The organism is Streptomyces sp. NPDC055099 (assembly GCF_053607685.1).
Genome location: NZ_JBSGUA010000010.1, coordinates 90062 through 116230, shown reverse-complemented (window position 1 = coordinate 116230; position 26169 = coordinate 90062). Strand labels below are relative to the sequence as shown.

The following is a 26169-nucleotide window of genomic DNA, read 5'->3' as shown; positions in this document are numbered from 1 at the left end:
CTTGTGACGAACAAGGCCTTCACTTAACCTCGCAGCAATATCGAAGCGCTTCGAATGCCGACCGGCGGTGACCGCCGTGTGTCCGGGCACCGCGCCACGAAGGGTTGACGCAATGACGCCGAACTCCCTCTCCAGCAGCTCTCGTTCGAGCCGGAGATCTTTCCTCACCTCCTCGGGCCTCGCCGCGATCGCGGTGGCCGGCGGAGCGCCTCTGCTCGCGGCCTGCGGAGGCAGCGGGTCGAACAACGAGGGCACCACGACGGGGAAGAAGCTCAAGGACCTGCTTCCCGCGTACACCGCGTCGGAGGTCGTCAGCCCGGACATCCCCGCCAAGAACGGCTCGGCCGCGGGCTTCACCAAGGCCCTACCCGCGTCCGAGCTGAAGACCTCGGTGCCGCAGAAGCTGGGCAAGGGCGGCGGGTTCACCGTCATGGCGCCGATCTGGGGGAACGTGCCGGGGCAGGGCAACCCCTACTGGACGGCGATGGACAAGGCCGCCGGGGTCCGCGTCAAGTGGCAGAACCAGCAGGGCGACACGTACGGCCAGAAGCTGGGCGCCGTCCTCGCCTCCAGCGGGGTCCCGGACGCCGTGGTCGTGCCCGGCTGGGAACTGACCGGCAAGATACCCAGCGCCATCGCCAACAAGTTCCTCGACCTCGGGCCGTACCTGAGCGGCGACAAGGTCAAGGAGTACCCGAACCTCGCGGCGATCCCGAGCGGCGCCTGGCAGCGCTCCATCTTCGGCGGCAAGCTGCGCGGCCTGCCGATGCCGGCCGCGACCACCCCGAACATCGCGCCCTTCTACCGCACCGACCTCTTCGAGAAGGAGGGCCTCGAAGCTCCCACCAGCGCCCAGGAGTTCTACGACCTGTGCAAGCAGCTCAACGCCCCCAAGAGCAAGGTGTGGGCCTGCGGTGACATGTCCTGGGCCGCCTGGAACATCTTCGGGGTGCTGCCCGAGAAGCCGTACTACTGGAAGCTCGTCGACGGCAAGCTCGTCAACCGCTACGAGACCGACGAGTACCTCGAAGCCCTGGAATGGTCGCGCAAGCTCTACTCGGCGGGCTTCGTCCACCCCGACGCGAAGGCCGAGACCGGCAGCATCGGCGACCTGTGCGCGGCGGGCAAGGTCTGGATGTACTGCCAGGACCTCTCCGACTGGTACGGCAAGGCGGCCGTGCAGCGCGTGGACAACAAGAAGTTCCGCATGGAGGCGTTCGACTACTTCGCCCCCGACGGCGGAGCGCCCACGCTGTACGCGCGTCCACCGGCCGACATCTGGACGTTCATCAGCGAGAAGGCCGACGAGAAGACCGTCCGCGACATCCTCGCCCTCGCCAACTTCACCGCCGCGCCCTACGGCTCCAAGGAGCAGCGCCTTCGCATGTACGGCGTCGAGGGCGTCCACCACACGTACAAGGACGGCGTCCTCACCAAGAACGGCAAGGGCAACAACGAGGTCTTCTCGACATACGAGTACCTGGCCTCGCCCGCGCCCTTCGTCGCCTACCCCGATCTGCCGGACGTCACCGAGGGCATGGTCGGGTGGCAGCAACGGCAGGGCGCGCACGCGCAGAAGCCGCTCTTCCACGGCATGATGATCATCGAGCCGACCCGGTACACCGAGCTGAACGCCGAGTTCGAGGACCTGGAGAAGGACATCGTGCGGGGCCGCAAGAAGGTCTCCGACATGCAGCAGGCGGCTTCGGACTGGAAGTCGGGCGGCGGCGACAAGCTGCGCGACTGGTACAAGAAGCTGCTCGACGAGACCGGGGCGACCGGCGACTCGGCGTCCTGACATGGCGCAGAGCACGGCTCACGCACGCGAGACCACCACCGGGCGCGTGCCCGCCGACCCCACCGAGGCCGCGCCCCCCGCCCAGAAGAAGCCACCTGCCCGCGTCCCGCTGCGGCACCGCCTGCGCCGCGACCGCGTACTGCTCCTGATGGTGCTGCCCGCGCTCCTTCTCCTGCTCGTCTTCAACTACGTGCCGCTGATCGGCAACGTCGTCGCCTTCCAGGACTACGACCCCTACATCGCCGACAACGCGTTCCAGGCAATGACGCAGAGCCCCTGGATCGGCGTCGAGCACTTCCGGCACATGGTCGAGGACCGGCTGTTCTGGCAGGCGGTCGGGAACACCCTGGCGATCTTCGCGATCCAGCTGACGCTGTTCTTCCCGCTGCCGATCGCGCTCGCGCTGTTCATCAACAGCTTCGTGCGCCCCCGGGTGCGGGCGGTCGCCCAAGCGATCCTCTATCTGCCGCACTTCTTCTCCTGGGTCCTGGTCATCACGGTCTTCCAGCAGATGTTCGGCGGGGCGGGCCTGGTCGCGCAGGTCCTGCGGGACCACGGGCACGAGGGCTTCGACCTGATGACCGACCCGGGCCTGTTCAAGTTCCTGGTCACCTTCGAGATGGTCTGGAAGGACGCGGGCTGGGGCGTCATCGTCTTCCTCGCCGCGCTCGCCGCCGTCAGCCCCGACCTGTACGAGGCCTCGGCGATGGACGGCGCGAACCGCTGGCGGCGCATGTGGCACATCCAGCTGCCCGCCCTTCGCCCGGTGGTGGCCCTGCTCCTCGTGCTCCAGGTCGGCAACGCGCTCACGGTCGGCTTCGAGCAGATCCTGCTCCAGCGCACCGCCGTGGGCCCCACGGCATCCGAGGTCCTGGACACCTATGTGTGGAACACCGGCCTGGACAACGGCAACTTCGGCTACGGCGCCGCCATCGGCATCGTCAAGGGCGTCTTCGGCCTCCTGATGGTGCTCGGCGCCAACAAGGCCGCCCACCTCATGGGCGAGCAGGGGGTGTACAAGCGGTGAGCGTGCTCAGCTTCGGCATCAAGCCGGGCAGCAGAACCGGTCTGCGCCCGGTGTGGGAGGAGCCCCCGACGCGGGCCGGCCTGGCCACCAAGGGCGTGACCCTGACCCTGGTCTGCCTGGCGGTCCTCTTCCCGGTGTGGGTGGTGGTCGTCACCAGCCTCTCCTCGGTCAGGACGATCACCGAGACCGGCGGTCTGGTGGTGATCCCCCGGGGCGTCACCTTCGTCCACTACCAGGAGCTGCTCGGCGGCGGTCAGGTGTCACGGGCCACGCTGGTCAGCGTCGGCGTCACGGTCGTCGGCACGCTCTTCAGCATGGTGGTGTCCATCCTGTGCGCGTACGGCCTCTCGCGCCCCGGGTCGGTCCTGCACCGTCCGATCCTGCTCCTCATCGTCGCCACGATGTTCTTCGGCGCCGGGCTCATCCCCACCTACCTGGTGGTGCAGGGCCTCGGTCTCACGGACACCTATCTGTCGCTTATCCTGCCGAGCGCCCTGAACGTCTTCAACATCCTCGTCCTGCGGGCGTTCTTCATGGGCACGGCACAGGAGCTGATCGAGAGCGCCCGCATCGACGGGGCCGGTGACCTGCGCATCCTGTGGCGGATCGTCATGCCCCTGTCCCGCGCGGTCATCGCGGTCATCACCCTCTTCTACGCGGTGGGCTACTGGAGCGCCTGGTTCAACGCGTCGATCTACCTCAGCGACCCGGACATGATGCCGCTGCAGAACGTCATGCAGCAGCTGGTGATCAAACAGCAGCGGCCGACGGGCCTGTCCCAGGCGATCAACACCGGGCACCTGTCGCCGCTCGCCATCCAGATGGCGGTGATGGTCCTCGCGCTCCTGCCGGTCGCCGTCCTCTCCCCGTTCGTGCAGCGGCATTTCAAGCAGGGCATGCTCACCGGCGCAGTGAAGGGCTGACTCCCACCGATGCCTTCCCTCGACGACACCACCCGCGGCCGGATCCTGTTCGGCGGCGACTACAACCCCGAGCAGTGGCCCGAGGAGGTCTGGTTCGACGACGTACGCCTGATGCGCGAGGCCTCGGTCAACTCCGTCACCGTCGGGGTCTTCTCCTGGGCGCGGCTCGAACCACGTCCAGGAGCGCGGGAGTTCGGCTGGCTGGACCGACTGATGGACCTGCTCCACGCGCACGGCATCGGAGTCGTCCTCGCCACGCCGACCTCCGCTCCCCCGCCCTGGCTCGGCCGGCTGCACCCCGAGACGCTGCCACGGGACGAGAACGGGCAGGTGGAGTGGTGGGGATCGCGCCAGCACTTCGCCCACTCCAGCGCCGTCTACCGCGACTGCGCCGCCGCGATCACCGAGGACCTGGCGACCCGGTACGCGCACCACCCCGCGCTCACGATGTGGCACATCAACAACGAGTACTGCACCTACGACTGGGGCGACGAGGCGGCGGCCGCGTTCCGGCGCTGGCTCCGGGCGAAGTACCCCTCGCTCGACGCGCTCAACTCGGCCTGGGGAAGCGCCTTCTGGGGCCAGGGCTACACCGACTGGGAGGAGATCCTGCCGCCCCGCCGCGCCCACTACCTGAAGAATCCCGCCCAGGTGCTCGACTTCAAACGCTTCACGTCCGACGCCCTCCTCGCATGCTTCCGCGCCGAGCGGGACATCGTCACCGCGCACACCCCGCACCTGCCGGTCACCACCAATTTCATGCCGATGTGGCCGGGGCAGGACGCGTGGATGTGGGCCGCGCAGGAGGACGTCGTCTCCGTCGACATCTACCCGGACCCCAGAGACCCGCTCGGAGCCCAACAAGGCGCACTCGTACAGGACATGACGCGCTCCCAGGCGCGCGGCGGTCCGTGGATGCTCATGGAGCAGGCAGCGGGTCCGGTCAACTGGCGCGGCGTGAACCATCCCAAGCCGCGCGGCCTGAACCGCCTCTGGTCCTGGCAGGCGGTGGCGCGCGGCGCGGACGCCGTCTGCTACTTCCAGTGGCGCCAGTCCCGGCAGGGCGCGGAGAAGTTCCACTCCGGGATGCTGAGCCACGCGGGCGAGCACGGCCGCACCTTCCAGGAGGTCAAGGAGCTGGGCGCCGAGCTGGCCCTGGTGGGCCCCGAGGTGGCGGGCAGCCGCGTGAACGCCGAGGTCGCCGTCCTGCACGACTGGGACTCCTGGTGGGCGAGCGGCCAGGAGGGACGCCCCTCGTCCCTGGTCGACCACGCGCAGGTGCTCGGCGCCTGGCACCGCGCCCTGTGGGAGGCGAACACCCCCGTCGACTTCGCCCACCCCGAGCACGATCTGACCCCGTACCGCCTGGTCGCCGTGCCGCACCTCTATCTCCTCACCGACGCCGCGATCGACAACCTCCTGACGTATGTCCGCGACGGCGGCACCCTCGTCTGCGGCTTCCTCACCGGCGTCGCCGACGCGGACGACCGGGTGCGGCCGGGCGGGATGGACGCCCGGCTGCGCGCGCTGTTCGGCATCCGCACCGTGCACGAATGGTGGCCGCTGGAGGCCGGGGAGAGCGTGGACTGCGGGGAGTTCACCGGCACGCTCTGGTCGGAGGAGCTGCAGGCCGACGACGGCGCGAAGACGGTCGCCGCCTACCGGGGCGGCGAACTCGACGGGCTGCCCGCGCTGCTGCGCCGCGACCGCGCCTGGTACCTGTCCACGCTCCCCGAGCCCGAGGCCCTGCGCGACCTGCTCGCGCGCGTGGCCGCCGAAGCAGGCGTACGGCCCCCGCTCGCGGGCCTCCCCCGCGCGGTGGAGGCCGTACGCCGCGGTGACCTGCTGTTCCTCCTGCACCACGGACGCGAGCAGGTGACCGTACCCCTGCCCGGCCGGCACCTCGATCTGCTGACCGGCCGCGCGGCCGAGGGTGCGATCACCCTGGGCCGCCACGGTGTGGCCGTCCTGCGCCCCACCGCATAAGACGACCGCGGTTCCGCCCCGGACCCGCGGTGCTCCCCCCACCCTGGAGACGACACATGACACGACACCCCCGCCGCACCCTCACCCGCCTGCTGCTCGCCCCCGCCCTGGCGGCGGGCGCGGTACTCGGCCTCGCCTCCGCGCCCGCCCAGGCCGCCGTCTGGAGCTCCTGCGACCAGTGGGGCAACACGAGCCTGAACGGCTACACCCTCTACAACAACATCTGGGGCTCGGGCGCGGGCAGCCAGTGCATATCCGCGGACTCGGGCACGAAGTGGAGCGTGCGCGCCGACCACCCCAACACCAGCGGCATCAAGTCCTACCCCAACTCCAAGAAGGTCATCGGCAAGCCCGTCGACTCGCTGTCCTCACTGAAGAGCTCGTACGACGTCAAGGTCCCGTCGGCGGGCGACTACAACTCCTCGTACGACATCTGGGACACCGACTACGACTACGAGATCATGCTCTGGGTCAACTACAACGGGAACGTCGGCCCCCTCGGCACCGCCCAGGGCACGGTGAGCCTGGGCGGTCACACCTGGGCGGTCTACAAGGGCAGCAACGGCGCCAACGAGGTGTTCTCCTTCCTGCGCACCTCCGACTCCTCGTCCGGGACCGTCGACATCCTCCCGATCCTCAAGTGGATCAAGAACACCAAGGGCTGGATGGGCAACGAGACCATCGGCGACGTGCAGTTCGGCTACGAGATCAGCGGCTCGGCCGGCGGCCTGGACTTCACCACCAACTCCCTGACGGTCTCGGGCGGTTAATCGGGCAGCTCGTCGCCGACCAGGGCGAGGTTCTGGATGGCGGCGAGCCCGAACAGCGCGGTCTCGTTGGTGTTGATCCGCATGTTCTCGTAACCGGGCTCCAGGGCCGCCGGGCCCTCCAGGTCCGTCCTGGCCCAGCTCATCGCCTTCGTGTAGCCGTCGCTGTCGTGGAACTTCCGCCAGGCGCGCGCCGCGAGCTTCTCGTCCTTCAACTGGGCGGCGGCGTACGCGTCCTGGCGGGAGTGCCCCTGGAAGAGCAGCAGGCTGCCGAAGTCCTTGCCGTAGCGCTCCTTCTGCTCGGCCTTGGTGGCGTTGAAGTAGCGGCAATAGTCCAGCCAGGCCTCCTTGAACTTCGGCTGGTCGACGAGGTCGATGAGTTCGGCGCACATCTCGACCAGGCCGAACATCGCCGACAGGTGCGAGACGTTCACGGCGGGCTCGGCGGCCACCGCGAACTTCCCGGTGTCCAGGTCGTAGAGCCCGCTGCCCTGGACGAAACCGTTGGGCTGGGCCGCGATGGTCTCCATGGTGGAGCGCAGGCGCGCCTCGGCCTTGGCCGCCTTGGGGCCGCCGCGTTCCCATTCGGTGAGCCAGGCCGCGGCGAGACCGCTCCAGTCGGTGCCGAAGCCGATGGACAGGGCGTTGCGGTCGGGTTCGTAGGGCTCGGTGCGGATCTTGCGCAGGGGGTCGAGGACGAGGAACGTCTCGTCGGAGTCGACCAGGGCGTGCATCAGGTCGCCGACCCGTTCGTCGGCGGTGAGGAAGTAGTAGGGGCGGCGGTAGACGGCGGTGGAGATCCGCTGCTGCTTGGCGCTGTCCGCGAAGTGCTGCACGCCGTGCCGGGTGCCGAGGCCCGCCCACTTGCCGAGGTGATAGGAGTCGACCTCGCCGGTGTGCCGGGTCATGACCTCGGCGAAGCGGAAGATGTCGGCGCGGCCCGAGCGCAGGTAGGCGTACCAGAGCCAGAGGTCTGGCGAAAGCTCGGAGTTGTCCCAGGCGTAGCCCCCGACGTCGTACCGCCACTGGTGCCGGTCCTCGTCGTAGGTGTGCATGATGTCGCCGTAGTCCCAGAAGCCGTACCAGCGGCGCTGTTCGGCCTGGTCCTTGTAGTACGTGAAGAGGAAGTCGAGGTGGTCCTCGATCGTCGCCTTCGCGGGCGTGGAGCGGTCGACCGGTGAGAAGAGACCGCCGAAGACGCCCGTCTTCGTCATGTGCTCGGGGGCGGCGGCCAGCTGGGGCGGGGTGCGGACGGCGGCGGCCTGGTCGACGAGGGTGGCCGCCGAGGGGGTGGCCGCGTTCGCCCAGAACATCAGCTCGCTGGTGCGGGCGATGCCGTACGGGGTGCCGAAGCCGGGTTCGTAGTCCTCGTAGGTGATGTTGAGGCCCTCGATCTGCTCCGGGTAGGTGTCCTGGCCCAGCCCGTCGTGGTACGTGCGCAGGTCCATCGGCTGCGCCTCGGGCGACCAGAGCCAGAGGGTGACCTCGGCCTCGTCGCCGGCGGCGCCCCGGATGTCGAGCTGGGCGGGGTGCTTCTCCCAGAAGTCGCGCAGACCGAAGGAGAATCCGCCGCCGACCCCGCCGACGTACCCGAATCCGCTCGCCCGGCCGCCGCCTCCGGCCGTGACCCAGGTGTGCCCCGGCTTGGTCCGCTTGCGCAGGGTGAACCCGTCGGCGGAGAGCTGGGAGAGGGTGTAGTCGCCCCAGGTGGGGATGTACTGCAGGCGGGTGGTGACCCGCTGGTCCCAGGTCGCCGGGTCCGGCAGTTTCTCGCCCTTGACCTGGGCGGTGCGGATCGCGGCGCCCGGGTCGCGGCGCAGGCCCGTGATGCCCTTGACCGCCTCGGTCAGGAACCCCTTGCCCTCGCCCGCGATGCGGATGTGCCGGTCGTACGCCGCGTCGCGCATCGGCACGCTGAAGCGGACGCCCAGGCCGCGGATGAAGTCCTTCTCCGCGTCACCGTCGTAGGTGATGGTGTGCACCATGCGGAAGGAGTCGGCGCCCGCGTAGAAGTAGAGCCGCACACTGAAGGGCAGCCAGCTCCGGCCGCCCTTGCGGTGCTTGCCGTCGATGCGGACCACGGCGCGCACGGGACCGTCCTGCTCGGCCTTGGCCCCGCTGATCTCGCCGTCGAAGCGGTCCCACTTGGCGTTGCCGCGGTCACCGTCGTCCAGGTCGCCCTGCCGCAGGAGGACGAGCCGCCCGTCCGTGGTGATCTTCACGCCGTCGCGGGTGACGGACTCGACGAGCCGCTCGCCGTCCTTGGCGATGACGGCCTTGATGACGCCGGTGTCGACGGTGATCGCCCGGCGGGTCTCGGTGACCTTGACCGCCTTGGCGGGGGCGGCGGGTGTCCCGGCCTTGAGGGTGAACTTGTCGGTGCCGCGCGCCGCCGGGCCCACCGCGTGCGCCGTCCACTTCACCGATCCGTCGGGCCAGCGGGCGGTGGTCCAGGTCTGTACGGGGACGTCCTTGCCCTCGGCGGTGGCGAGGGCGAACTCCTGCCCGGCGGGGTGGGCGCCCTTGGGCCACGGGACGCCGAAGGTGGAGCCCGGCGCGGCACCGAGCCCGCCCTTCTCCAGCCAGCCGACGCCGACGGGCCCTTCGTCCGCCGCCGCACGGGGAGCCGCCTCGGCGTCGCCGCGGCCGAGGACCCAGCTGAACTGCGCGGCGGCACCTGCCACGGCGGCGGCCTTGAGCAGGGACCTGCGGGGGATCGGAGACATGGTGGTCCTTTCTCTGTGCATGATTTACATGGACATGACAGACAGGGAGTCGTGGCAGACGACGACGTGTGCGGCCGGAGTCAGGTGCGAAACGCGCGCGTCAGACCGCCGCCGCGCCACGCCGCTCGACGGCCAGGGCAGCCGCCGCGACCATCCCCAGGGCGGGTGCCGCCAGCGGCAGGGCGAACCACGCGGACGCCACGACCACCGCGAATCCGCACACGATCACCAGCGAAGCGGCGGGATCGCGCAGCGTGCGGCGCACCGCCGCGGTCAGGAGCGCGCGCCACGACGCCCCGGGGGCCCAGTTCGCGGCAGCCCGCAGCCCCGCGACGACCAGGACGAACAGGGCGACGACCCCGACCGCGCCGACGAACGCACCACCGGGAAGTCCCGCCCGTACGAACGCGATGTCGGCGAGGAGCAGGGCGAGCGCCGCCCAGCCGGCGAGGCCCACCAGCCAGCCGCGCCGGGCCGCCGCACGCAGATCCGCGGTGAACTCCCGCCATCCGGAGGTCTCGTGGGCCAGATGCCGGTTCAAGTGGCGGGCGCCCGCCGCGAAGGCGGCGGGGAGCGTGACCAGGGGCAGGGACGCGAGCGCGATCCACACCCCGGTGAGCAGGCACTCGGCGAAGGCGCCGAAGCGGTCCATGAAGACGGACCTTCTGATGGATGTCCCGCTCACGCGGCCTCAGCCCTTCAGACCCGACGTGGCCATGCCGTCGATCAGATAGCGCTGGAAGGCCAGGAAGAACGCGAGGACGGGCAGCAGCGCGACGAGGGACAGGGCGATCATGCCGCCGTAGTTGGCCAGGCCCTCCTGGTCGACGAACATCTTCAGGCCGAGCGAGACGGTGTACTTCGAGGGGTCGTTGAGATAGATCAGCGGCCCCATGAAGTCGTTCCAGGAGTTGATGAAGGTGAAGATCGCGCTGGTGATGAGCGCGGGCCTGCACAGCGGCAGCACGATCGACCAGTAGATGCGCAGGTGCCCGCAGCCGTCGAGCCGCGCCGCCTCGTCCAGCTCCTTGGGCAGGTTGCGCATGAACTGCACCATCAGGAAGACGAAGAAGGCGTCGACCGCCAGATACTTGCCGAGCAGGAGCGGCGTATAGGTGTTGATCAGCCCCATCTTCTGGAACAGCACGTACTGCGGGATCAGGAGCACGTGGTACGGGAGGAGCAGGGTGCCGATCATCAGGGCGAAGAGCAGGTTGCGGCCCGCGAACTTGATCCGCGCGAAGGCGTACGCCGCCAGGGAGCAGGAGACCAGCACTCCCACCACCGAACCGAGCGCCAGGAACAGGGAGTTGGAGAAGAAGGTGGAGATGGGGATGTCGGCGATCCCGTCGGCCAGACCGGCGTAGTTCGCGACGATGGGGTCGGTCGGGAACAGGTCGAGGCTGCCGACGATCTCGTCGTTCGGCTTGAACGAACCGCCGAGCGCCCAGATCACCGGGTAGAGGACCACGGCGAGGACCGCCAGGGACCCGATGTGCCAGGCGAGCGAACCTGCCGAACGCCGTCGACGGCCGGACCGCGCGTGCGGTGCGGGCGGTGTGTGCGGTGCGGGCTGTGTGTGCGACGCGGTCATCGGGCGCCCTCCTCGTAGTGCACCCAGCGCTTCTGGGACCAGAACAGGACCGCCGTCACCAGCGCCACCGCGAGCAGCAGCATCCAGGCCATGGCCGACGCGAGGCCCATCCGGCTGTTCTCGAAGCCCTGGACGTAGAGATAGCAGGTGTAGACGAGCGAACCGTCCGCCGGACCGCAGGCGTTGCCGCCCGCCCCGCCGCCGACGATGTACGCCGAGGCGAAGATCTGGAAGGAGTGGATGGTCTCCAGGAGGACGTTGAAGAACAGGACCGGGGAGATCATCGGCAGCGTGATGTTCCAGAACCGCCGCCAGGTGCCCGCGCCGTCCACCTCCGCCGCCTCGTACAGCTCGCGCGGCACCTGCTTCAGACCGGCCAGGAAGATGACCATCGGCGCGCCGAACTGCCAGACGGTCAGCGCCACCAGGCTGTAGATGATCCACTGCGGGTCACCGGTCCAGCCGCCGACGTCCATGCCGAAGATCGCCCGCTGCGTGCGGTCGACGATGGCGTCGTCGGAGAAGATCGCCTTCCAGACGACGGCGATCGAGACACTGGCCCCGATCAGGGACGGCGCGTAGAACGCGGCCCGATAGAAGACCTGTCCGCGCCGCTTCTGGTTGAGCAGCAGCGCCACGCCGAGGGCGGCCGCCAGTTTCAGCGGGGTGCCGACGACGACGTACCAGAGGGTCACCTCCACCGATTTGCGCCAGCGCGGGTCGCCGAACATCTCGGTGAAGTTGTCGACGCCGATCCATTTCGGGGCGTCGAACAGGTTGTAGTCGGTGAACGCGAAGTAGAGCGAGGCGACCATGGGCCCTGCCGTGAGCAGCAGGAATCCCGCGAGCCACGGCGACATGAAGAGGAACCCGGCGATGTTCTCGCCCCGCCGTCGCCGCCGGGCGGCCTCGGGGAGGCGTCGACTGCCCGGCGGCGAGGGCTTCTCGGGGGCGGGTGCGGCCACCGAGGCCTGGAGGGACGCCATCGTGCCGCCCATCAGGAGCCGAGCGCGGTCTTGCACTCGGTGAAGAACTGCTTCACCGCTTCATCCACCGACCGTTCCCCCAGGGCCAGTTCCTCCGCGATGCGCAGGAACGCCGCCTCGCAGACGTCCGCGCCGGCGGGGTGCGGCGTGATGGTCTCCAGGACACCGGAGTCGACCAACTGCTCCTCGTAGGCGGCGATCTCCTTGTTGACCGAGGCGATCACCTTGTCCTTCTCCTCGGCGGGCTTGTACGCCTCGTACTGCGCGGTCGTGGTCGGCACCCCGCGGTCGTATCCCATGATCTTGGCGACCTCGGGGTCGTGCACCATGAAGTCGATGAACTGCGCGACTTCCTTGGGGTGTTGGGTGCGCTTGGAGCCGCTGAGCATCAGCGAGCCGAGGTACTGCCCCGTCTTCTTGCCGTCGGTGGTCGGCAGCGGGGCCAGGCCGTACTCGCTCTTGCCCTCGGCGCTGTAGCGGACGGTGAAGTTGTCCCAGGTGAACTCGGACGCGGCGATCTCGGCGGCCACGGCCGACTTGGGCTTGATCTGGGCGACCTTCTTCGGGTCGGCGTAGATGCCCGACTGCACCCCGGCGTACCCCTTGGTCCACCACTCCTTGAGGTCGGCCTCGTCGAAGCCCAGGCCCTTCTCGGTGAAGAAGGCCTTGCCCTGCTGGCGCAGGTAGGGGTCGTAGAGGTACATGACGCCGTAGAGTCCGCTGTCGCCCGCCCTGCCCTGCTTGCGGATCTTCTCCATCGCCTCGTGGAAGTCGTCCCAGGTCCAGCCCATCTCGGGGGTGACCCCGGCCTTCTCGAAGACCGGCTTGTCGATCACCAGGGCCATGGAGTTGCTGCCGACGGGGACGCCGAGCAGCTTGCCGTCGACCTCGCCGAACTTCTCCAGGCCCGCCCGGAAGCCGTCCAGGCGCAGGTTGCCCGCCTTGGCCTGCGCGTTCAGGTCGAGCAGCACGTTGCGCTGGTCGTACTTGCGCACGAAGCCGATCGCGTTCTGGAAGACGTCGGGCGGATTCCCGCCGGACGCCTGGGTGTTGAACTTCTTCCAGAAGTCGAGGTAGGGCTGGAAGTCCGTCTTCACCTTGATCTTCGGGTGCTTCTTCTCGAAGAGCTCGATGGTGCGGTTGATCCGCTTGGCGCGGTCGTCGGAGCCCCACCACGCGTACCGGATGGTGACGGTCCCGTCCCCGGCTCCGCTTCCGCCGCCGCAGCCCGTCGCGGTCAGCCCGAGGGCCGCCAAGGAGCCACCGGCCAGCTTCAACAGGCCGCGCCTGTCAACTTCCGCATTCGTCGGCACAGTTCGTCCTCCGCTACGCGATTGAATCGTTTTAGGAAAGCGCTTGCCGGGTCAAGGTAGGGAGCCGCGATGAGTACGTCAACGGTTCGTGCAGGAACAGTTGAAGCGCTTCGGGCCGGCGACCTCCAACTCCGATATTTCGAACGAGTTTTCTTGCGCGAAACGTTGACGCGGGCCGGTCGGCGCCCTAGCTTCATCGCGTCGTACTTCGTACGTCATATATGAGACGCGATACGCGATGACTGCACGACGGCCGTGAGCGATGTCCTCACGACGGCCGCACGACGACTGAGAGCATCGATGAACTTTGCGCCCCACCCCATCCCCTCGCGCACGCAGTACGTGCTCGAGGCGGTCAAGCACCGCATCCTCACCGGGCAGTTGGCGCCCGGCCAGCCCCTCGTCGAGACCGAGCTCGCCGCCCAGTTCGCCGTCTCCAAGACGCCCGTACGGGAAGCGCTGAAGACGCTCGCCGGGACCGGCCTCGTCGTCATGAGTCAGTACAAGGGCGCCACCGTGCGCACGGTGGACGCGGCGATGGCGCAGGAGGTATACGACGTACGCCTGCTGCTCGAACCGGAGGCCCTGCGGCGCACCGTCCGCAGCGGCGCCCTCCTGGAGGAGGCGCGCGACGCACTGGAACGTGCGGACTCGGCCGTGGACGCGGCCGAACGCTCTCTGGCCAACCGGGAGTTCCACCGCGCTCTCTACGTCCCGTGCGGCAACCCGCTGCTCTCCCGGATGCTCGACGAGGTACGCGACCAGGCGGCCCTGGTCTCCGCCGTCGCCTGGGCGACGCTGCCCTCCTGGGAGCGGGAGGCGGCCGAGCACCGGGAGATCCTGCGGCTCGCGCTCGCGGGTGAGGCCGACGCGGCGGCACGCGGACTCCACGACCACATCGCCTCGTTCGTGCGGCGGGCGTTCCCGGAAGGTGAGCTTTCATGACCGGCCCGATCCTCGACTCCCGCTTCGCTGACCTGCGTGCGGCGCTCGCCGACGTGGTGGCGATCCCGGTGACGCCGTTCGCCGAGGACGGATCGGTGGAGCGGGACACCTATCGCACCCTGGTCAGGCGGCTCACCGACGGGGGCGTGCGCACCCTCACCCCGAACGGGAACACCGGCGAGTTCTATGCGCTCGACCCCGAAGAGCGGCGCCTGGTGACCGAGTTGACCATGGAGGAGGTCGGGGACGGGGACGCCTTCGTGCTCGTCGGCGTCGGCCATGATCTGCCGACCGCGATCGCCGCGGCCCGGCATGCGCGGGACGTCGGCGCGCACATGGTGATGGTCCATCAGCCGGTGCATCCCTACGTGTCGCAGGACGGCTGGGTCGACTACCACCGTGCCGTCGCCGACGCCGTGCCCGAGCTGGGCGTCGTCCCCTACATCCGCAACCCGCGCCTGGCCGGCCAACGCCTCGCGGACCTAGCGGAGTTGTGCCCCAACGTGATCGGAGCGAAGTACGCGACCCCGGACGCCGCCGCCTTCGCCGCGTTCGCCCGGGACGCGGGGCTCGAACGGTTCGTGTGGGTGGCGGGGCTCGCCGAGTTGTACGCGCCCGCCTACTGGGCCGTCGGCGCCACCGGCTTCACCTCGGGTCTGGTCAACGTCGCACCCGAGGTGTCGCTGAGCATGCTGCGGGCCCTGCGGGCCGGCGACTATCCGGCGGCCATGGACGTCTGGGAGAAGATCCGCCGCTTCGAGGAACTGCGCGCCGCCGACCAGTCCGCGGACAACGTCACGGTCGTCAAGGAAGCCCTGGCAGCCCTCGGCCTGTGCCGCCGCGAGGTGCGCCCGCCGAGCCGGGTGCTGCCCGATGAGCGGCGCGACGAGATAGCGGTCCTGGTGAAGGCGTGGTCGGCATGAGGCCCGACGAGCTGCGCAGCCACCAGTGGTACGGCACGGACGGCCTGCGGTCCTTCAGCCACCGGGCGCGCACCCGGCAGCTCGGGTATCTGCCCGAGGAGCATCTGGGCAAGCCCGTCATCGCGGTCCTCAACACCTGGTCCGACATCAACCCCTGCCACGTCCACCTGCGCGACCGCGCCCAGGCGGTCAAGCGCGGGGTGTGGCAGGCGGGCGGCTTCCCCCTGGAGTTCCCCGTCTCCACGCTCTCGGAGACCTTCCAGAAGCCGACGCCGATGCTCTACCGGAATCTCCTCGCCATGGAGACGGAGGAGCTGCTGCGGTCCTATCCCGTGGACGGCGCCGTGCTGATGGGCGGTTGCGACAAGACGACGCCCGCCCTGCTCATGGGCGCCGCGAGCGTCGACCTGCCGACCGTCTTCGTGCCCGCGGGACCCATGCTCCCCGGCCACTGGCGCAACGAGGTGCTCGGTTCCGGCACCGACATGTGGAAGTACTGGGACGACAAGCGCGCCGGCCTCATCGGCGACTGCGAACTCGCCGAGCTGGAGAACGGCCTTGCCCGCTCCCCCGGACACTGCATGACCATGGGCACCGCCTCCACGCTGACCGCGGCGGCCGAGGCCCTCGGCGTGACGATGCCCGGCGCCTCCTCCATCCCCGCGGTGGACTCCGGGCACGACCGGATGGCGGCCGCGTCCGGCCTGCGGATCGTCGAACTCGTGCGCAAGGACCTGAAGTTGTCGCGGTTCCTCACCGCCGACGCCTACGAGGACGCGGTCGCCACCGTGCTCGCGCTCGGCGGCTCCACCAACGCGGTGATCCACCTGATCGCCATGGCGGGCCGCAGCGGCGTACGGCTCACGCTCGACGACTTCGACCGGATCGCGCGGACCGTGCCGGTGCTCGCCAACCTGCGCCCCGGCGGGCAGTACCTCATGGAGGACTTCCACTTCGCGGGCGGACTCCCGGCCTTTCTGGCCCAGTTGACCGACGTGCTGCACCTGGACCGGCCCACCGTCGCCCATGACAGCCTGTGCGAACAGCTCGCGGGCGCCGTCGTGCACAACCCCGAGGTCATCCGGCCCCGCACGAAGCCCCTGGCCGACGAGGGCGGCGTGGCGGTCCTGCGCGGCAACCTCTGCCCGGACGGCGCCGTCATCAAGCACATCGCCGCCGAGCCGCACCTGCTGCGCCACACCGGCCCGGCCGTCGTCTTCGACGACTACCGGCAGATGCAGCGCACCATCAACGACCCGGAGCTCGGCATCACCGCCGACCACGTCCTCGTGCTGCGGGGTTCGGGCCCCAGGGGCGGCCCCGGGATGCCCGAGTACGGCATGCTGCCGATCCCCGACCACCTGCTCAAGCAGGGGGTGCGCGACATGGTGCGCATCTCCGACGCGCGGATGAGCGGCACGTCGTACGGCGCGTGTGTGCTGCACGTCGCCCCCGAGTCGCACGTGGGCGGGCCGCTCGCCCTGGTCCGCACGGGCGATCAGATCACCCTGGACGTCGAGGCGCGCTCCCTCAGCCTCGACGTGTCCGACGAGGAGCTGGCGCGGCGGCGGGCCGCGTGGACGCCGCCGCCCGCCCGCTTCGGACGCGGCTACGGCGCGCTCTACGACGAGCAGATCACCCAGGCCGACACCGGTTGCGACTTCGCGTTCCTGGCCCGGGACGGCGACGTGCCCGACCCGTACGTGGGCTGAGCCCCACAGCAGCTCCACAGCTCCAGCACCAGCTCCAGTTCCAGCTCCACAGCTCCCTCGCACGACCTCTCACGCACTACCCCCTTTGCACGAGATCTCGAACGACGTCTGCGAAGCGCTTCATCTCGCGGACCGTGTGCCGCCCCTGAGAACGGAGAAGCAGACATGGCCTCAGCTGTGGCGAAAGCGCCACCGCAGCCACCGCCCCGGCGCCGCGTGCCGGGTGCGCACCGGCGCCGAACGGGAGCGACCCCGCGCAGGCTCCCGTATCTGCTGATCGCGCCGGCCGGACTCCTGATGGTGGGCTTCATCGCCTACCCCGTCATCAGCGTCTTCTACTACAGCCTGCGCCACCACAACCCGACCAAGCCCTGGCGCGACGGCTTCGCGGGCTTCGACAACTTCGTCACCGCGTTCACCGAGGACCCGCAGTTCTGGCAGACGCTCGGCTTCAGCCTCCAGTGGGTCGTCGTCGAGGTCGTCCTGCAGCTGCTCCTCGGCCTCGGGCTCGCGCTGATCGTGAACCAGACCTTCATCGGCCGCGCGATGGCCCGCGCCATGGTCTTCTCGCCGTGGGCCGTCTCCGGCGTGCTGACCTCGACGATCTGGCTGCTGATCTTCAACTCGCAGACGGGCATCACCCGTTACCTCGCGGACATGGGCATCGGCTCGTACGGGACGTCCTGGCTCTCGGACACCAGCACCGTCTTCCCCGCCGTCGTCGTCGCCGAACTCTGGCGCGGCGTGCCCTTCTTCGCGATCCTCATCCTGGCCGACCTGCAGTCCGTGTCGAAGGACCTGTACGAGGCGGCGGAGGTGGACGGCGCGAGCCGCTTCCGGCAGTTCCTGCACATCACGCTGCCGCACCTGAAGGACGCGATCATCCTCTCCACACTGCTGCGCGCGGTCTGGGAGTTCAACAACGTCGACCTGCTCTACACCCTCACCGGCGGCGGACCCGCGGGCGAGACGACGACCCTGCCGCTGCGCATCGCGTCCATCGCCGTCGACTCGCACGACTTCGGTTACGCCTCCGCGCTGACCTCCATCGCGTTCGTGATCCTTCTCTTCTGCTCGATGGTCTATCTGCGGCTGAGCAAGTTCGGAGGTCAGGACAAGTGACCACCACTCAGCACCTGGACAGGGAAAGCGCCATGGCGGACATCACCACGACCGCCGACACCCGCGCCGGCGGCCCGCGCACACCGAAGCGGCGCCCCTGGGACGAGGCCCCCCGCTGGCAGATCTACCTGCCGCTCGGCCTCTACCTCCTCTTCACGCTCATCCCGTTCTACTGGATGCTGCTCTTCGCGATCCGCCCGGCGGGCTCGACCTCGCTGCTGCCCTGGCCGATCACCTTCGAGCACTTCGACAAGGTGTGGACCGAGCGCAGCTTCGGCCTCTTCTTCCAGAACAGCCTCATCGTCGGTGTCCTGTCGATGCTGATGACCACGGTCGTCGCCCTGGCCGGCGGCTACGCCCTGGCCCGCTTCGACTTCAAGATCAAGCGCGGTTTCATGCTGGCGCTGCTGTGCTCACAGTTCATCCCCGGCGCGCTGATGCTGGTGCCGCTCTTCCAGATCTTCGCCAACCTCCAGATGATCAACTCGCTCGGCAGCGTCATCATCGCCGAGGCCGTCTTCCAGTTGCCGCTCTCGATGATCCTGATCAGCGGATTCATCAAGAACGTGCCCTACTCCCTGGAAGAGGCCGCCTGGGTGGACGGCTGCGGACGCTTCCGCGCCTTCTGCGCGGTGGTCCTGCCGCTGCTGCGGCCCGGTCTGATCGCCGTCGGCTCCTTCGCCTTCGTGCACAGCTGGAACCACTTCCTGTTCGCCCTGATGTTCCTCTCCAACCAGGACAAGCAGACGATCCCGGTCGGTCTCGCCACCCTGATGGGCGCCGACAGCGTCGACCTCGGCGCGCTCGCGGCCGGCGGCGTCATCGCCGCCCTGCCCGTCGTGATCGTCTTCGCCTTCATCCAGAAGTGGCTGGTCACCGGGTTCAGCGCCGGGGCGGTGAAGGGATGAGCGGTCACACGTCGCGCCTGCGGCACCACCGCGTCCTCCAGCCGGCCGCCGACGACGGCTGGGCGGCGACCGGCAGGAGCAGCGGGAGCGACGGCGGCAACAGCGGCAGCGGCAGCGGCAGCGGCGCGACTGGAGGCGCCATCGCCGCGGCGCCCTACGCGTACGGCGCCGGCGCGGGGAGAATCCGATGACCCCGGGCCCGGGGCCCGAAGCGCCCCGCACCCCGCTGCCGCTGGTCCTCGCCGGAGCGCGCGGGCACGGCAGGTGGCACCTGGAGAACATCCGGCGCCTCCAACAGGCCGGTCTCGTACGCCTCGTGGGGATCTGTGAGCTCGCGCCGCTGACCGGTGGCGAACTCGACGGCCTCGGCGATCCCGCGCAGTCCGCGGACTTCGCGGGACTGCTCGACGCCACCGGAGCCGCCGTCGCCGTCATCTGCACGCCCATCCCCACCCACGCCGACCTGGCCGTGGCCGCCGCAGAGCGAGGCGTGCACCTGCTCCTGGAGAAGCCGCCCGCCCCTTCGTACGCCGCGTTCCGGCGGATCACCGACGCGGTGACCGCCGGAGGCGTGGCCTGCCAGGTCGGGTTCCAGTCGCTCGGCTCGCACGCCGTGTCCGCCATCCGCGCCCTGGTCGCCGAAGGCGCTGTCGGGGAGCCGACGGGCGTCGGCGCGGCGGGCGCCTGGGCCCGCGACGAGGCGTACTACCGGCGCGCGCCCTGGGCCGGGCGGCGCCGCCTGGACGGCGTGGACGTCGTGGACGGGGTCCTGACCAACCCCCTCGCCCACGCCGTCGCCACCGCCCTGGCGGTGGACGGGTCCACGCGGGCCGAGGACGTCACACAGGTGGCCACGGAGCTGTTCCGCGCCAACGCCATCGAGTCCGACGACACCTCGTTCGTCGGGATCAGCACCGCGCGCGGCGGCCGCATCGGTGTCGCCGCGACGCTCTGCGCCGAGCATCCCAACGAGCCGTACGTCGTCGTCCACGGCACCCGGGGCCGCATCACGTTCTGGTACAAGCAGGACCGGGTGCTCGTGCAGCGCGCCGGGCACGGGCCCGAGGAGGTCCTTCACGGGCGGACGGACCTCCTCGAGAACCTTGTCGCTCACCTCGCGGGCCACGCCGAACTGCTGGTTCCGCCGGCCTCGACGGGCGCCTTCATGAAGGTCGTCGAGGCGGTCCGCACGGCACCCGATCCACTCCCCCTGCCGGTCGAGGCCTGGCGTTCGGTGCCCGGCGAGCACGAAGGCGTGCGGCGCCGGGTCGTGCACGGCATCGACGGGCTCGTCGCGGCGAGCGCCGACACGCTGTGCGGCTTCGCGGAGCTCGGCACGTTCTGGGCGCTGCCCGAGCAGCCCGGCCCCGCAGCCTCCACCGCTCACTCCTCCACCGCTCACTCCCCCACCGCCGAAACCCCACCGAGGTGAGTACGCCATGAACAGAACCGCGACCGACACCGCGCTCATGCTGCGCTGCTCGGGCCGTCCCGTCGGCCGCTACGTCATCCACCCCTCGGCCGGCCCACGCCTCGCGCCCCGCCCCTACCTCCACCCCGTCCGCACCTTCGGCGGCCTCCCCGTCACCGAGTACGGACCGGCCGACCACCCGCACCACCTCGGCGTGGGCGTCGCCGTGCCCGACGCGGCGGGCCGCAACTTCTGGGGCGGGCGCACCTACGTGCGCGACCAGGGGCCCACCGAGCTCGACAACCACGGCGAACAGCGCCACCTGGAGTTCAAGCTGCGCGACCCCGACGGGTTCGTCGAGGAGATCGGCTGGCTCGACGGCGAGTGCGAGCTGCTGCGCGAGCGGCGCACCGTCGCCGTCACGCCCCTCACCCCGTCCGCCTGGGCCCTCGACTTCACGTTCTCCCTCACCAACCCGGCCGCGTCGGAGATCTCGATCGGCAGCCCCGCCACCAACGGCCGCCCCGGCGCCGCCTACGGAGGCTTCTTCTGGCGCGCGCCCAAGGAGACACGGCCCCCCGAGGTGTTCACCGCGGACACCGAGGGCGAGGCCGCCGCGCACGGGGCGACGGCCGACTGGGTGGCCCTCTCCGGTCAGGGCTGGACACTCGTCTTCGCCGGGGCGACGCCGGAGACGCGGCGTGACCCGTGGTTCGTGCGGACCGCGGAGTATCCCGGCGTCGGCTCCTCGCTGGCGCACTCGCACCGCCTGCCGATCGGCCCCGGCGAGACCGTCGTACGCCGTGTGGTCACCGTCGTCTCCGACGGTCGTCCGAGCCGGACCGAGGCCGCGGGGCTCGTCCGCAAGGCGGTGACGGCGTGAACGCGCCCCGGATGAGCGGCCCGGACGAACCCGGTGGTCTCACCGGCCGTACCGGTGATCTCGGCGACGGGACCTACCGCAACCCCGTCCTCGCCGCCGACTGGTCCGACCCCGACGTCGTCCGGGTCGGCGACGACTTCTACCTCACCGCGTCCAGCTTCGGGCGCGCCCCGGGGCTGCCGCTCCTGCACTCCCGCGACCTGGTGAACTGGACCCTGATCGGGCACGCCCTGGAGCGCCTCGAACCGGCGGAGTCGTTCGCCGCGCCACGGCACGACTGCGGGGTGTGGGCACCGTCGATCCGGCACCACGACGGACGGTTCTGGATCTTCTGGGGCGACCCGGACCACGGCGTCTTCCAGGTCAACTCCGCTGACATCCGCGGCCCTTGGAGCACCCCGCACCTCGTGAAGGCGGGCAAAGGCCTCATCGACGCCTGCCCGCTGTGGGACGAGGAGCGCGGCGAGGCCTATCTCGTGCACGCCTGGGCCAAGTCGCGCTCCGGGATCAAGAACCGGCTCACCGGTCACCGCATGAGCCCGGACGGCCGTGAACTCCTGGACGAGGGACGGGTGTTGGTCGACGCCGACCAACTGCCCGGCTGGTTCACGCTGGAGGGCCCCAAGCTGTACCGCCACGACGGCTGGTTCTGGATCCTCGCCCCCGCCGGCGGCGTGGAGACCGGCTGGCAGGGCGCCTTCCGCTCCCGCACCTTCCACGGCCCCTACGAGGAGCGGATCGTCCTGGAGCAGGGCGACACCGACGTCAACGGACCGCACCAGGGCGGCTGGGTGCGCACCCCGGCCGGCGACGACTGGTTCCTGCACTTCCAGCAGCGCGGCGCGTACGGCAGGGTCGTGCACCTCCAGCCGATGCGCTGGGGCACGGACGGCTGGCCGGTGATCGGGGACGGCGGCGCCCCCGTCGCCGTACACAAAAAGCCCGCCCTTCCCCCGCAGCCCGTGTCCGCGCCCGCCACCGACGACGACTTCCCCGGCGGGCGCCACGGCCGCCAGTGGCAGTGGTCCGCCAACCCCACCGAGGGGTGGGCGACTTCGCACGGGTCGGACGGACTGCGGCTGACCTGCGTCAGGTCCGCGGAGGCCCATGACCTGCGCCGCGTGCCGCACGTCCTGACCCAGCGCCTTCCGCTCACGCCGTGCGCCGTCGAGGTCGGGCTCCGGCTCGACGGCTCCGCGGACGGCGCCAGGGCCGGGCTCGCCGTGCTCGGTGACGCCTTCGACTGGATCGGCCTGGAGCGCGGCGACGACGGCACGGTCCGCCTCGTCCACCGGTTCGCTGAGCCGGTCGCGGAGCGCGAGCGCGACGCCGAGCACCCGCGCCTCGCCCCCGACGGGACAGCGCGGCTGCGGATCGAGATCGCGGAGGGCGCCCGCTGCCGCTTCTCCGCCGACACCGGCGACGGCTTTTGCCCCTCGGGCCAGGTCTTCGCCGCGACGCCATGGCGATGGGTGGGCGCGCTGCTCGGCCTGTTCGCCACGGCCCCCACGGGACGGAACGGGGCCGGGACAGCCCTGTTCACGCACTTCCGGATCACCACCCACTGAATCCGGACCGCACCCCCTGACCCCACATCACCTCGCACCACCCGTAATCCGACGAAGAGAGCCGACCATGAACCTCAGCATCCGCGGAAACAGAAGCGGAATCGGAAACAGAAGCAGAAGCCGTCGCGCGGTGGCCGCCGTCGCCCTCACCGCCGCGTTCGCGCTGACCGCCACCGCCTGCGGCGACGACGGCAGCGGGGCGGGCGGCGACAAGGGCCAGGAGGGCTCCGGCAAGGGCGAGATCACCTTCTGGGACAACAACGGCGGTGTCCGCACCGACGTCTGGAAGGAGATCATCAAGGACTTCGAGGCGAAGAACCCGGACATCGACGTCAAGTACGTGCCGATCCCCGCCGAGAGCGTCCAGTCCAAGTACGACACCGCGATCCAGGGCGGCGGCCTGCCCGACGTCGGCGGCGTCGGTGCCGCGATGCTCGCCGGGATCTCCGCGCAGAACGCCCTGGAGCCGCTGGACGACCGGCTCAACGGCAGCTCCCTCGAGGGCAAGCTGAACCCGAGCATGGTGGACAGCGTCCGGGCCGCGGGCGGCGGCACCCGGCTCTTCACGGTGCCGACGTCGGCGAGCAACGGCGTCCTGTACTACCGCACCGACCTGTTCAAGGCCGCGGGCCTGGAGGCCCCCACCACCTGGAGCAAGTTCTACAAGGCGGCCGACAAGCTCACCGACAAGGACGCCAACAAGTTCGGTTACACCATCCGCGGCGGCGAGGGTTCCATCGCGCAGGCGCTCGACGCGGCCTACGGCCAGTCCGGCATCGGATCGTTCTGGGACGGCGAGAAGACCACCGTCAACGACCCGAAGAACGTGGAGGCGCTGGAGAAGTACGTCGCGCTCTACAAGAAGAACACCCCCGAGGCCGACGTCAACAACGACTTCAAGAAGATGAACGCCCAGTGGGACACGGGCCAGATCGGCATGCTCAGCCACAACCTCGGCTCCTACACGGACCACGTGAAGGCGCTCGGTGAGGACAAGTTCCGCGGCCTGCCCAACCCGACGACCGACGAGGGCATCCGCGTCCAGGTCTCCAACCCCGTCGACGGGCTCGGCCTGTTCAAGTCCAGCAAGAAGAAGGCTGCGGCCTGGAAGTTCATCGAGTTCGCCGCCTCGCACGAGTCCAACAGCAAGTGGAACAAGTCCGCGGGCGCCATCCCCGCCAACACCGCGGCCTCCAAAGACGCCTGGGTGAACGAGGCCGAGCCCACGAAGCTGGCCGCCGCCGCGCTCAACGACGGCTCCCTGAAGATCGTGCAGCTTCCGTACTACCTGCCCGACTGGAACACCATCAGCAAGGCCGACAACGAGCCGAACTACCAGAAGGTCCTGCTCGGCAAGATGTCCGCGAAGGACTTCCTCGACACCCTCGCCGAGCAGCTCAACAAGGCTCAGGCCGAGTGGAACGAACAGAACAAGTGACAGCGCGCCCCGCGCACGGCGTCGGCCGACGCCGTGCGGTCGCGGCCCTCGCGAGCCTTCCGCTCGCGGCGGCCGCGGCCCCGGCGGCGTCCGCCCGCCCGGCGGGCACCAGGCCCACCCTCTACATCGCCGGCGATTCCACCGCCGCACAGAAGTACGCGGACGCGGCGCCCGAGACCGGCTGGGGCATGGCCCTCCCCTTCTTCCTGAGCGACCGGCTGCGGGTCGCCAACCACGCGATGAACGGCCGGAGTTCGAAGAGCTTCGTCGACGAGGGCCGGCTCGCGGCCATCCTGGAGACGATCAGGCCCGGCGACCGCCTCCTGATCCAGTTCGCGCACAACGACGAGAAGAGCGCCGACCCGACGCGCTACACCGAGCCCTGGTCGACATACCAGGACTACCTCAGGCAGTACGTCGACGGGGCGCGGTCCCGTGGCGCGCGGCCGGTGCTCGTGACCGCCGTGGAGCGCAGGAAGTTCGACGCGGACGGCACCGCCCTGCCCACCCACGGCGCGTACCCGGCGGCGATGCGCGCGCTCGCCGCGGCCGAGGGTGTGCCGCTGCTCGACGTGCAGACCCAGTCCCTCGCGCTGTGGCAGAGGCTCGGCGTCGAGGCGACCAAGGCGCACTTCAACTGGACCGCCACCGAGCAGGACAACACGCACTTCAATCCGCCGGGCGCGATCGAGGTGGCCCGCCTGGTGGCGGCCGGGCTGCTGCACCACAAGGTGCTCGCGCCGCGGGACGTGCGGCGGCTGGACGCCGCGATACCCCCATCCTGGATCACTTGGCCGGAAGGACCGTGACGATGAGGACCACGAGAACGACGAGAACGACGAGAACGACGACAAGCGTGGCCGCGCGCAGATCCCTGGCAGCGCTCGCCGGATGCACCGCGCTGGTGATGGCGGTCACCAGCGCCCCGGCCTCGGCCGCCGGCGCCTGGCACGACGTACTGCCGCCGCGCGACGGGTGGGCGTCGGCCGACGGCGGGACGACCGGCGGGGCCGGGGCCGACGCGGCGCACACCTACACCGTCACCACCTGGGAGGAGCTGCGGGCCGCGCTCGCGGGCGACGCGGGCGCTCCCCGGATCATCAAGGTCAAGGGCACCCTGAACGCGACGGCCGAGGGCTGCGCGGCCTTCGAGGCCGACGGCTACGACTTCGACCGCTATCTCGCCGACTACGACCCCGCCGTGTGGGGACGTGACACACCGGTCAGCGGCGCGCAGGAGGACCTGCGGGCGGCGTCGGCGACACGGCAGGCCGCGGCGATCAAGGCGTACGTACCCGCCGACACGACCATCGTGGGCGTCGGCAGGAACGCCGGGATCGTCGGCGGCAGCCTGCAGATCCAGGGCGTGGACAACGTCGTCGTCCGTAACCTCACCCTGGAGAGCCCGCTGGACTGCTTCCCGCAGTGGGACCCCACGGACGGGGACAGGGGTGCCTGGAACTCCGAGTACGACAGCATGGTCGTGTACGGCTCGACGCACGTGTGGGTGGATCACAACACGTTCACCGACGGCGAGCACCCCGACAGTTCGCTGCCGTCCTACTACGGCGAGATCTACCAGCAGCACGACGGCGAGCTGGACATCGTGCGCGGCGCGGATCTGGTCACCGCCTCCTGGAACGTCTTCGCCGACCACGACAAGACCCTGATGATCGGCAACAGCGACAGCGCGGGCGCCACCGACCGCGGCAAGCTGCGGGTCACCCTGCACCACAACGTCTTCAGGGACATCGTCGAGCGTGCGCCGCGCGTCCGCTTCGGTCAGGTCGACGCCTACAACAACCACTACGTGGTCCCCGCGGACGGCTACCAGTACTCGTTCGGCATCGGCCAGGAGTCCCAACTCGTCGCGCAGAAGAACGCGTTCACGCTCCCGCGCGGGGTCAGCGCCGCGAAGATCCTCAAGAAGTGGAAGGAGGCACCGGTCACCGCCGACGCCAACTACGTCAACGGCAAGCGCGTCGATCTCATCGCCGTGCACAACGCGGAGATCCCGGAGGAGACCCTCCAGTCGGGTGCGGGCTGGACGCCGAGCCTCCGGACGCGGGTGGACGACCCGCGCAAGCTGCCGGGCTTGCTCGCGCGCCACGCGGGCGCAGGCAAGCGCCACTGAGCAGC

At 70.0% G+C, this 26169-nt stretch carries 22 protein-coding genes; 17 read left to right on the top strand and 5 right to left on the bottom strand.

All coding sequences use genetic code 11. The annotated features are described in order from the left end of the window. The first annotated feature begins 112 nt into the window (after nucleotides 1–112). The 5 genes from ACWFRU_RS24380 to ACWFRU_RS24360 are packed head-to-tail and all read left to right on the top strand — an operon-like array spanning nucleotide 113 to nucleotide 6504. The gene (locus ACWFRU_RS24380) at nucleotides 113–1798 is read left to right on the top strand and encodes an extracellular solute-binding protein (RefSeq protein WP_453690200.1); all 1686 of its coding nucleotides are present in this window, start codon (nucleotides 113–115) and stop codon (nucleotides 1796–1798) included. 1 nt (nucleotide 1799) lies between these two features. After that, on the top strand, nucleotides 1800–2825 hold the full coding sequence (locus tag ACWFRU_RS24375) for an ABC transporter permease (protein WP_453690198.1): 1026 nt from the start codon (nucleotides 1800–1802) through the stop codon (nucleotides 2823–2825). Then, nucleotides 2822–3748: a carbohydrate ABC transporter permease gene (locus ACWFRU_RS24370; protein WP_453690196.1), complete on the top strand. Its 927-nt coding sequence runs from the start codon at nucleotides 2822–2824 to the stop codon at nucleotides 3746–3748. Before ACWFRU_RS24375 ends, ACWFRU_RS24370 begins: the two co-directional genes overlap by 4 nt. Nucleotides 3749–3757: 9 nt before the next feature. After that, a complete protein-coding gene (locus ACWFRU_RS24365) occupies nucleotides 3758–5734 on the top strand; it encodes a beta-galactosidase (protein WP_453690194.1) in 1977 nt (658 codons plus the stop codon). A 56-nt stretch (nucleotides 5735–5790) separates the two neighbouring features. Then, complete coding sequence (locus ACWFRU_RS24360; protein WP_453690192.1) at nucleotides 5791–6504, top strand: glycoside hydrolase family 12 protein; 714 nt, start codon at nucleotides 5791–5793, stop codon at nucleotides 6502–6504. Here the strand turns inward: ACWFRU_RS24360 and ACWFRU_RS24355 are convergent. From ACWFRU_RS24355 to ACWFRU_RS24335, 5 genes are all read right to left on the bottom strand, one after another. Further along, nucleotides 6501–9227 carry an exo-rhamnogalacturonan lyase family protein gene (locus ACWFRU_RS24355; RefSeq protein WP_453690190.1) on the bottom strand — a complete coding sequence of 909 codons (2727 nt, stop codon included), beginning with the start codon at nucleotides 9225–9227 and terminating at the stop codon, nucleotides 6501–6503. The two genes, ACWFRU_RS24360 and ACWFRU_RS24355, sit on opposite strands and share 4 nt — an antisense overlap. 100 nt (nucleotides 9228–9327) lie before the next feature. Further along, on the bottom strand, nucleotides 9328–9879 hold the full coding sequence (locus ACWFRU_RS24350) for a hypothetical protein (protein WP_453690188.1): 552 nt from the start codon (nucleotides 9877–9879) through the stop codon (nucleotides 9328–9330). A 39-nt stretch (nucleotides 9880–9918) separates the two neighbouring features. Then, nucleotides 9919–10821, bottom strand: a complete 903-nt coding sequence (locus tag ACWFRU_RS24345; protein WP_453690186.1) for a carbohydrate ABC transporter permease — start codon at nucleotides 10819–10821, stop codon at nucleotides 9919–9921. Further along, the gene (locus tag ACWFRU_RS24340) at nucleotides 10818–11819 is read right to left on the bottom strand and encodes a carbohydrate ABC transporter permease (protein ID WP_453690470.1); all 1002 of its coding nucleotides are present in this window, start codon (nucleotides 11817–11819) and stop codon (nucleotides 10818–10820) included. Before ACWFRU_RS24340 ends, ACWFRU_RS24345 begins: the two co-directional genes overlap by 4 nt. Continuing rightward, the gene (locus ACWFRU_RS24335; protein ID WP_453690184.1) at nucleotides 11819–13120 is read right to left on the bottom strand and encodes an ABC transporter substrate-binding protein; all 1302 of its coding nucleotides are present in this window, start codon (nucleotides 13118–13120) and stop codon (nucleotides 11819–11821) included. Before ACWFRU_RS24335 ends, ACWFRU_RS24340 begins: the two co-directional genes overlap by 1 nt. A gap of 300 nt (nucleotides 13121–13420) precedes the next feature. Between ACWFRU_RS24335 and ACWFRU_RS24330 the strand changes: the two genes are divergently transcribed. The 12 genes from ACWFRU_RS24330 (at nucleotide 13421) to ACWFRU_RS24275 (ending at nucleotide 26164) form a co-directional block, all read left to right on the top strand. Beyond that, nucleotides 13421–14065, top strand: coding sequence for a GntR family transcriptional regulator (locus ACWFRU_RS24330; protein ID WP_363308351.1), 645 nt, complete (start codon nucleotides 13421–13423; stop codon nucleotides 14063–14065). After that, nucleotides 14062–14988 (top strand): dihydrodipicolinate synthase family protein, encoded by a 927-nt coding sequence (locus tag ACWFRU_RS24325; RefSeq protein WP_453690182.1) that lies wholly within the window; start codon nucleotides 14062–14064, stop codon nucleotides 14986–14988. The genes ACWFRU_RS24330 and ACWFRU_RS24325 overlap by 4 nt, the downstream gene beginning before the upstream one ends. Next, nucleotides 14985–16700 carry an L-arabinonate dehydratase gene (araD, locus tag ACWFRU_RS24320; protein ID WP_453690180.1) on the top strand — a complete coding sequence of 572 codons (1716 nt, stop codon included), beginning with the start codon at nucleotides 14985–14987 and terminating at the stop codon, nucleotides 16698–16700. Before ACWFRU_RS24325 ends, araD begins: the two co-directional genes overlap by 4 nt. A 165-nt stretch (nucleotides 16701–16865) precedes the next feature. After that, complete coding sequence (locus ACWFRU_RS24315) at nucleotides 16866–17822, top strand: carbohydrate ABC transporter permease (RefSeq protein WP_453690178.1); 957 nt, start codon at nucleotides 16866–16868, stop codon at nucleotides 17820–17822. 32 nt (nucleotides 17823–17854) lie between these two features. Next, nucleotides 17855–18730, top strand: coding sequence for a carbohydrate ABC transporter permease (locus ACWFRU_RS24310; protein WP_453690469.1), 876 nt, complete (start codon nucleotides 17855–17857; stop codon nucleotides 18728–18730). Then, nucleotides 18727–18921 carry a hypothetical protein gene (locus ACWFRU_RS24305; RefSeq protein WP_453690176.1) on the top strand — a complete coding sequence of 65 codons (195 nt, stop codon included), beginning with the start codon at nucleotides 18727–18729 and terminating at the stop codon, nucleotides 18919–18921. Before ACWFRU_RS24310 ends, ACWFRU_RS24305 begins: the two co-directional genes overlap by 4 nt. Next, nucleotides 18918–20162: a Gfo/Idh/MocA family protein gene (locus ACWFRU_RS24300; RefSeq protein WP_453690174.1), complete on the top strand. Its 1245-nt coding sequence runs from the start codon at nucleotides 18918–18920 to the stop codon at nucleotides 20160–20162. The genes ACWFRU_RS24305 and ACWFRU_RS24300 overlap by 4 nt, the downstream gene beginning before the upstream one ends. 7 nt (nucleotides 20163–20169) lie before the next feature. Beyond that, nucleotides 20170–21024, top strand: a complete 855-nt coding sequence (locus ACWFRU_RS24295; protein WP_453690172.1) for a DUF6807 domain-containing protein — start codon at nucleotides 20170–20172, stop codon at nucleotides 21022–21024. 11 nt (nucleotides 21025–21035) lie between these two features. Next, on the top strand, nucleotides 21036–22592 hold the full coding sequence (locus ACWFRU_RS24290; protein ID WP_453690468.1) for a family 43 glycosylhydrolase: 1557 nt from the start codon (nucleotides 21036–21038) through the stop codon (nucleotides 22590–22592). Nucleotides 22593–22659: 67 nt separating this feature from the next. After that, a complete protein-coding gene (locus tag ACWFRU_RS24285; protein ID WP_453690170.1) occupies nucleotides 22660–24030 on the top strand; it encodes an ABC transporter substrate-binding protein in 1371 nt (456 codons plus the stop codon). After that, on the top strand, nucleotides 24027–24839 hold the full coding sequence (locus tag ACWFRU_RS24280; RefSeq protein ID WP_453690168.1) for a rhamnogalacturonan acetylesterase: 813 nt from the start codon (nucleotides 24027–24029) through the stop codon (nucleotides 24837–24839). The genes ACWFRU_RS24285 and ACWFRU_RS24280 overlap by 4 nt, the downstream gene beginning before the upstream one ends. A 2-nt stretch (nucleotides 24840–24841) precedes the next feature. After that, a complete protein-coding gene (locus tag ACWFRU_RS24275) occupies nucleotides 24842–26164 on the top strand; it encodes a pectate lyase family protein (RefSeq protein ID WP_453690166.1) in 1323 nt (440 codons plus the stop codon). The last annotated feature ends 5 nt before the right edge of the window (nucleotides 26165–26169 follow it).